General features: G+C 71.3%; 6 protein-coding genes. 4 read left to right on the top strand and 2 right to left on the bottom strand.

Annotated elements, in window-relative coordinates; all coding sequences use genetic code 11:
* Positions 1-117: 117 nt before the first annotated feature.
* The 3 genes from FNH05_RS26295 to FNH05_RS26285 all read left to right on the top strand — a co-directional run bounded on the left by FNH05_RS26295 (position 118) and on the right by FNH05_RS26285 (position 4,887).
* On the top strand, positions 118-1,023 hold the full coding sequence (locus tag FNH05_RS26295; protein WP_246127946.1) for a glycosyltransferase family 2 protein: 906 nt from the start codon (positions 118-120) through the stop codon (positions 1,021-1,023).
* A 278-nt stretch (positions 1,024-1,301) separates the two neighbouring features.
* The gene (locus FNH05_RS26290; protein ID WP_144591399.1) at positions 1,302-3,812 is read left to right on the top strand and encodes a glycosyltransferase; all 2,511 of its coding nucleotides are present in this window, start codon (positions 1,302-1,304) and stop codon (positions 3,810-3,812) included.
* Positions 3,805-4,887: a glycosyltransferase family 4 protein gene (locus FNH05_RS26285; protein ID WP_144591398.1), complete on the top strand. Its 1,083-nt coding sequence runs from the start codon at positions 3,805-3,807 to the stop codon at positions 4,885-4,887. The genes FNH05_RS26290 and FNH05_RS26285 overlap by 8 nt, the downstream gene beginning before the upstream one ends.
* Here the strand turns inward: FNH05_RS26285 and rfbD are convergent.
* The gene (gene rfbD, locus FNH05_RS26280; RefSeq protein WP_144591397.1) at positions 4,866-5,753 is read right to left on the bottom strand and encodes a dTDP-4-dehydrorhamnose reductase; all 888 of its coding nucleotides are present in this window, start codon (positions 5,751-5,753) and stop codon (positions 4,866-4,868) included. The genes FNH05_RS26285 and rfbD overlap by 22 nt on opposite strands.
* Positions 5,754-5,761: 8 nt before the next feature.
* Positions 5,762-6,754, bottom strand: a complete 993-nt coding sequence (gene rfbB / locus FNH05_RS26275; RefSeq protein WP_144591396.1) for a dTDP-glucose 4,6-dehydratase — start codon at positions 6,752-6,754, stop codon at positions 5,762-5,764.
* Between the two features lie 133 nt (positions 6,755-6,887).
* On the opposite strand from rfbB, the gene FNH05_RS26270 reads away from it, so the two are divergent.
* On the top strand, positions 6,888-8,034 hold a 1,147-nt coding region (locus FNH05_RS26270), incomplete at its 3' end, for an LCP family protein (protein WP_144591395.1).

The raw sequence follows: 8,034 nt of genomic DNA, 5'->3' as shown, positions 1-8,034 counted from the left end.
GTCCTGGCCAGCGCGGCCAGCAGTTCGGCGGTGTAGCGGCCGGTCCCGCCGGGGACGGGCGCGAGCAACTGCTCGGCGATGACCACGAGTTGGGGCACGCCCCGTATTCTGCTCGTCGTGGGAGGCGTCGAGACCACCGTGGTGGTCGTCACCTGGCGGGGCGCCGGGCACATCACCGCCTGCCTGGACGCCGTCGCCGCCCAGGAGCGTCCACATCGGACGCTCGTGATCGACAACGCCTCCGACGACGGCACCGCCGCGCTGCTGGCCGCGCACCCGTCCCGGCCTCGCGTGGTCCGTCTGCCCCGCAACACCGGCTACGCCGGGGCGATGCGGATCGCGCTGTCCCTTGTAGACACCCCGCTGATGGCCTGGCTGAACGACGACGCCGTCCCCGCCCCGGACTGGCTCGCCGTCCTGGAGGACGCGCTCGGCCCGGCGGCCGCCGCCTCCGCCCGGCTCGACCGCCCCGACGGCTCGATCCAGTCGCTGGGTGTCCGGCTCACCGCGGACGGTCACGGTGCCGACGCCACCGAGGCCCCGGCCTTCGGGTTCTGCGGCGGCGCCGCGCTGCTGCGCACGAACGCCGTGCGCACCGTCGGCGGCGTGCCCGGGAGTTTCTTCTGCTACTACGAGGACACCGACACCGCCTGGCGGCTGCGCCTGGCCGGGCACGACATCGTCACCGTCCCCGCCGCCCGCGTCACCCACGGTCACGGCGTGAGCACCCGCCCGGGCTCGCCGCGGTTCCACCGGTGGAACGAGCGGAACCGCCTGCTGACGCTGCTGCGCTGCGCCCCGGGCGCGATCGCGCTCCGCGAGCTGGCCCGGTTCGCCGCGATCACGGCCGTCCTGCCGCTGCGCCGCGACGTGGTGGACGCCCCGAACTTCCGCGTCCCGCTGCGCTGCCGGGTGCTCGCGGAGGTGCTGGTCCGGCTGCCCGGCACGCTCACCGCCCGGCGCGCGGTGACCCGGCGCTCCACCGTGCCCCGCCGCGCCGTCTGGCGCGCCTGGGCCCGGTAACCCCGAAGGAGGGTTCCGCGGGGGCCACCGTGGGCCCCATGCCGCCAGGTCGTGTTTCATAAGCGGCGGAGCCGCTTGCTCCTGCGCCGTCAGCTTGCACCGCCGTGGGTTCTGACGTGGTTCCTCGCGAGGACAGCTCCGACGTGGTGAATTGGCATTCATGAGGAGGAGATCCCACAGCGAGGGACCACGTCAGGTTCCGCTACCCGCACCGCCACGCAAACCACTTCCAAAACAGGCTCTAAGCTTTCGAGCCAACGGTGAGTATGGAGGTCGCATTGACCCAGGGGGACACACCACTGCCGCTGGTCTCGGTGATCGTGGTGAACTATCGCGGCGCGGAGGACACCATCACCTGCCTGCGCGCGCTCGTGGCCGATCTCGATTATCCGCGGCTCGAACTGCTGTGCGTGGACAACGCCTCGGGCGGTGACGACGCCGAACGCATCGCGGCGGCGGTGCCCGAGGTCCGGGTGATCCCCTCCGCGACCAACCTCGGCTTCGCCGGGGGCTGCAACCTGGCCGCACGCCAGGCCAAGGGGAGCGTGCTGGCCTTCCTCAACAACGACGCCCGCCCGCACCCGCGGTGGGTCCGGGCGGCGGTGGACACGCTCGCCGCCGAACCTACGGTCGCCGCGGTCGCGAGCAAGGTGCTGGACTGGGAAGGCACCGGCGTCGACTTCGTCGACGGCGGCCTGACCTGGTTCGGCATGGGGTACAAGCGGCACGCGGGGAGCCCGCTGGCCCAGGTGCCCGCCACCGAGCACGAGTCCGCCAAGGACGTGCTGTTCGCCACCGGTTCGGCCATGTTCGTGCGGGCCGGGGTGTTCGCCGAACTCGGCGGGTTCGACGAGCGCTTCTTCATGTTCTACGAGGACGTGGACCTCGGCTGGCGGCTGAACCTGCGCGGCTGGCGCGTTCGCTACGTGCCGGAGTCCCTCGCCTACCACCGTCACCACGCGACGATGTCCGAAGTGGACTCCCCCGACACCGGGCGGGAAACCTTCCTGCTGGAGCGCAACGCGCTCGCCGCGCTGTACAAGAACGTCTCCGACGAGACGCTGGCCAAGGCGCTGCCCGCGGCGCTCGCGCTGGCGGTGCGCCGGGCGACCGCGCGCGGCGAACTGGACCCGGCACAGCTCGACCTCGCCCACGGCGTCGGCGCGATCGACACCTCGCCGGTCCCGGTGCCCAGGACCGCCCTCGCCGGTTTCCTGGCCATCGACCAGTTCGTCGAGTTGCTGCCGTCGCTGGCGGAGTCCCGCAGGACCGAGCAGGCGGCCAGGGTCCGTACCGACGCCGACCTGATCCCCCTGCTGCGCAAGGCACTCGAACCGGCCTATCCGCTGGAGCGCTATCTCGCCGCGCACGAGATCCTGGTGGAGGCCTTCGGCATCGAGCGGCTGTTCGGGCAGCGGCGCCGGGTCCTCGTGATCACCGGCGACGCGATCACCGAACGCATGGCGGGCCCGGCGATCCGGGCCTGGAACATCGCGCTGGCCCTGCACGCCGAGCACGACGTCCGGCTGGTCACGGTCAACCCGCTGGCCGCTCCCCCGCCGGCCCCGTTCCCGGTGAGCGCCGCCCGCAGGCGCGATCTCACCGAGCCGATCGAGTGGGCCGACGTGGTGGTCCTCCAGGGGCACGTGCTCGAACTCGCGCCGAGCCTGAAGAACGACCACTCCAACAAGATCGTGGTCTGCGATCTGTACGACCCGATGCACTTGGAACTGCTGGAGCAGGGCAAGAGCGCACCGGACGACCGCCGGGCCGCCGACCTCGCCGGGGTGACCCGGGTGCTGGACGCGCAGCTCGAACGGGGCGACTTCTTCCTCTGCGCCTCGCAGCGGCAACGGCACTTCTGGCTCGGGCACCTCGCCGCGCTGGGCAGGCTGTCCCCTCGGCTGTACGACGCCGATCCCACGACCCGCTCGCTGCTGGCGGTCGTCCCGTTCGGACTGCCCGCCGAACCCCCGGTGCGCACCGGGCCCGGCCTGCGGGCGCAACTGGACGGCATCGCCGAAACCGATCACGTGGTGCTGTGGGCGGGCGGCGTGTACAGCTGGTTCGACCCGCTCACCCTGATCCGCGCGATCGAGGAGCTGCGGCAGCGGCGCCCCGACGTCCGGCTGGTGTTCCTCGGCATGCGGCATCCCAATCCCGAAGTGGCCGAAATGGACATCGGTGCCCGCACCATCGCCCTGTCCGACCGGCTCGGCCTCACCGGCAAACACGTGTTCTTCAACGAGCAGTGGGTGCCCTACGCCGAGCGGCAGAACTGGCTGCTGGACGCCGACTGCGGGGTCACCACCCATTTCGAGCACGTGGAGACCACCTTCGCGTTCCGCACCCGGGTGCTGGACTACCTGTGGTCCGGGCTGCCGATCGTCACCACCGACGGGGACGCCTTCGCCGATCTGGTGCGCACCGAACGCCTCGGCGTGGTCGTCCCGGCCGAGGACGAGCAGGCACTGGCCGACGCGCTCGAACGGACCCTGTACGACACGGAGTTCGCCGACGGCTGCAAGGAGCGCATCGCCGAGGTCGCCCGGCGCTACACCTGGCCGGAGGCGCTCGCCCCGCTGGTGGAGTTCTGCCGGGACCCGCGCCCGGCCGCCGACCGCCTGCCCGGCGCCACCGACCTCGTGGTCTCCGAACCCGTACGCGGCGCCGAACTGGTCCGGCGGGACCTGGCCCTGATCCGGGAGTACCTCGCCGACGGCGGCCCCACCGAACTCGCCCGCAGGGTGGCGGGACGGCTCCGGAAAGTGGCGCGGCGCCGTGGCTGAGCGTGCGCTGCGGGTACTGCTGGACGGCACTCCCCTGCTCGGGAACCGGACCGGGATCGGCCGCTACACCGCCGCGCTCGCCGAGGAACTGGCCTCACGGTCCGATGTGGACATGCGGGCGGTCGCCTTCACCCTGCGCGGCTGGCGCCGCCTGCGGCACGTCCTGCCGCACGGCGCCCGCGCGCGCGGAATGCCGGTCGCCGCGCGCCTGCTGCGCAGTTGCTGGCTGCGCTCGTCGTTCCCACCGGTCGAACTGTTCGCAGGCCGTGCCGATGTCGTGCACGGCACGAACTTCGTGCTGCCCGGCTCGCTGCGCGCCGCGGGCGTGCTCACCATCCACGACCTCGCCTTCCTCGACGCGCCGGGGGAACTCGCGCCCAGCGACCGGCAACTGCCCGAACTGGTCCGCCGCGGCGCGCGGCACGCGGGCGCGATCTGCACGCCGACCGCCGCGGTGGCCGACAGCGTGGCCGAGCGGCTGTCCGTTCCGCGCGAGAAGATCGTGGTGACCCCGCTGGGCGTGGACGCCGCCTGGTTCACCGGACGGCGCCCCACCCGGGAAATGCGCGAACGGCTGCGCCTGCCCTCGGAGTATCTGCTCTTCGTCGGTGCGGCCGGGCCCCGCAAGGGACTGGACTGGCTGCTCGAGGCGCACGCCGCCGCCCCGGAACTGCCCCCGCTGGTGTTCACCGGACCCGGCTCGTTCCCCCTGTCCGACCGCGCCCTGCATGCCGGCTACCTGTCCGATGTGGACCTGCGGCACGTGGTCGCCGGGGCTTCGGCGCTGGTACTGCCCTCACGCGACGAAGGGTTCGGCCTGCCCGTGCTCGAAGCGCTCGCCTGCGACGTGCCGGTGGTGTGCACCGACATCCCGGCCCTGCGCGAGATCTCCGGCGGATATGCGAGCCTGGTGCCCCACGGCGACGTGGACGCGCTCGCCCAGGCCCTGCGCACCGCGGTGTCCGAACCGCACACCGCGTCCATGTCCGTCCAGCGGCGCACCCATGCCGCGGGCTTCACCTGGCGGCGGTGCGCCGACGCCACCGTCGGCGCCTACCGGTTGGCCGCGAAGTAGGCCCGCAGCGCCTCCCGCCACGGGCGCAGCGGCGTCAGTCCCGCCTCCGCCCACGCGGCGCCGGACAGCACCGAGTACGCCGGCCGCGGCGCGAGCCGCGGAAACTCCTCCGTGGTGCAGGGCCGGACGCGGTCCGGGTCCGCACCGAGTTCCTCGAAAACCGCACGCGCCAGCCAGTACCAGGTGGTTTCCCCGCCACCGGTGCAGTGCAGGATCCGCCGGGATGGGCCCCCTTTCTCCACAATGGACCTCCCGAGTTCGAGCAGTCCTGCGGCGAGATCCGCCGACCACGTCGGCGACCCGCGCTGATCATCCACAACGGACACCTGATCGCGCTCGGCCGCCAGCCGGGTCATGGTCTTCACGAAGTTCGACCCGGTCGTTCCGTAGACCCAGGCGGTGCGCACGATCCACGCGCTCGCCCCCGAGCCGAGCACGGCGTCCTCCCCCGCCGCCTTCGTCCGGCCGTAGGCACTGCGCGGTGCGATCGCGTCGTCCGCTTCGTACGGACGATCGGCGTCCCCGGCGAACACGTAGTCGGTCGACATGTGGATCAACGGCACCCGGCGCGACGAACACGCCGCCGCCAGCACGCGCGGACCGTCCGCGTTGACCGCGAAGGCCCGCCGTTCCTCGGTTTCCGCCGCGTCCACGGCGGTGTAGGCGGCGGCGTTGACCACCAGCGGCCGTCTTCCCGTCTCGCGGGCCCGCTCCGCGAGCGCGCTCACCGCGGCGACCACGGACCCGGCGCTCGTCACGTCCAGTTCGGCCGAGCCGGGCGCCACCACCTCGATCTCCGGCCCGGCCAGTGCGGCGAGGTCCCGGCCGAGCTGCCCGGTCCCGCCGGGTACCAGCACGGTGAGCATCGGTCCCCTCACTTCCCCGCGAGCGCGGCACGGTTCTTGAGCGGTTCCCACCACGCGCGGTTTTCCCGGTACCAGCGCACCGTTTCGGCCAGCCCCTCGTCGAACGGCACCCGCGCCCGGTACCCCAGCTCGGTGCTGATCCTGGTGATGTCCACCGAGTACCGGCGGTCGTGCCCCTTGCGGTCGGTGACCGGCTCCACCCGGTCCCAGTCCGCGCCGAGCGCGTCCAGCAACCGCCCGGTCAGCTCCCGGTTGGTGAGCTCGGTGCCGCCACCGATGTTGTAGATCTCCCCCGGCCTGCCCCCGTCGGCGACCAGCTGGATACCGCGGCAGTGGTCGTCCACGTGCAACCAGTCACGGACGTTCAGCCCATCGCCGTACAGCGGCACGGTCAGCCCGTCGAGCAGGTTCGTGACGAACAGCGGGATGACCTTTTCCGGGAACTGGTACGGACCGTAGTTGTTGGAACACCGGGTGATGCAGACGGGCAGTCCGTGCGTGCGGTGGAAGGCCCTGGCCAGCAGATCCGACGAAGCCTTCGACGCCGAGTAGGGCGAATTCGGCTCGAGCACGTGGTCCTCGGCCCAGGAACCCTCCGCGATCGAGCCGTACACCTCGTCCGTGGACACGTGGACGAACTTGCCGACCCCGGCCGACAGCGCGGCCTGCAGCAGGGTCTGCGTGCCCAGGACGTTCGTGAGCACGAAATCCGCGGCGCCGAGAATCGAGCGATCCACATGGGACTCCGCGGCGAAGTGCACCACGAGATCGACACCGGCCATCAGCTCGGTGACCAGCGCGGCGTCGCAGATGTCACCGCGCACGAAACGGAGCCGGGGATCGTCCGCCACCGGCGCGAGGTTCGCCTCGCACCCGGCGTAGGTCAGCTTGTCCAGCACGACGATCTCGGCCCCGGCCAGCGCGGGGTACTCACCGGCCAGTGCCTTGCGCACGTAGTTCGACCCGATGAAACCGGCACCACCGGTCACCAGCACCCGCATTCGCTCCGCCCTCTCCATGTCACCGGACTCGTGATCTCCTCGCCCCGGGCAACGTAGCCGAGCCCGAAAACGTCCCTGTAGAGGGAACAGTAATCTGGAGGCATCCACAAATGGTGGGGGCAGGAGGACGAGCGTGACCGACGGGGTCATCACCCGCCAGGACGCCGCAGCGGAGGAGACGGCACCTCCACCACTCGATTCCCCACCACCCCGCCGCAGGCACTGGTTCGTGGTGTTCGCGGCCCGCACCGGTAAGACCCTGGTGGGCCTGGTTTCGGTGGCCGTGCTGGCCCTGACCTGGTTCGGGCAGTACTTCCTCCACCAGCTCAACACCGGACTGGCCACCACCAAGGTCTTCGAGGACAACGAGGTGCACGCGGTGCCGCTGGACGGCGCGGTGGACATCCTGCTCGTCGGCATGGACAGCCGCACCGACGAGCAGGGCAACCCGCTGGCCCGCGAGGTGCTGGACATGCTGCACGCCGGCGACTCCGACGGCGAAAAGCAGACCGACACCATGATCCTGGTGCACATCCCGCAGGACGGGCGCCGCGCGATGGCCATTTCGTTCCCCCGCGATTCGTGGGTGGAGCTGTCCGGCGGTTTCGGCAAGCACAAGCTCAACGGCGCGTTCGTCTACGCCTACAACGAGAAGTTCCGCACGCTCCAGCAGCGTGGGGTGGACATCAAGGAGGCCGACCGGCAGTCCAGGGTCGCCGGACGGCAGAACCTCATCTCCACCCTGGAGACCTTCATGGGCAAACCCGGCATGATCGACCGCTACGCCGAGGTGAACCTCGGCAGCTTCTACGAGGTGACCAAGGCGCTCGGCGGGGTCGAGGTCTGCCTCAACGGTCCGGTCAGGGAACGCAAGTCCGGCGTCGACCTGCCGGGTGGGCGCCAGACCATCGAGGGCGTGCAGGCGCTGGCGTTCGTGCGGCAGCGGTACGACCTGCCCAACGGTGACCTGGATCGCATCGCGCGGCAGCAGGCCTTCCTGTCGGGCCTCGCGCGCAAGGTGCTCTCCCGCGACGTGCTCACCAATCCCTCGAAGATCTCCGACGTGATCACCGCGGTGAAAAAGTCCGTGGTGTTGTCCGACAACTGGAACCTCGTCGAGTTCGCCGCCCAGATGCGCGGCCTGAACAGCGGAAACATCGAGTTCCGCACCATTCCGGTAGTCGGGCCCGCTACCATCGGCGGCGCCGACGTGGTCCGCGTCGACCCGGCGCAGGTGCACGCGTTCGTCGACGGGCTGACCACCGACGCGACCGGTACGG

Origin of the sequence: Amycolatopsis rhizosphaerae, assembly GCF_007713715.1 — a bacterium.
GTDB classification, from domain to species: Bacteria; Actinomycetota; Actinomycetes; order Mycobacteriales; family Pseudonocardiaceae; genus Amycolatopsis_E; species Amycolatopsis_E rhizosphaerae.
Note: the sequence above shows the minus strand (reverse complement) of the source record. Positions and strands in the feature narration are given on the sequence as shown.

Coding starts and splice junctions, on each gene's coding strand:
- rfbD (WP_144591397.1), bottom strand. CDS start 5,753: ATGCTCACCGTGCTGGTACCCGGCGGGACCGGGCAGCTCGGCCGGGAC.
- rfbB (WP_144591396.1), bottom strand. CDS start 6,754: ATGCGGGTGCTGGTGACCGGTGGTGCCGGTTTCATCGGGTCGAACTAC.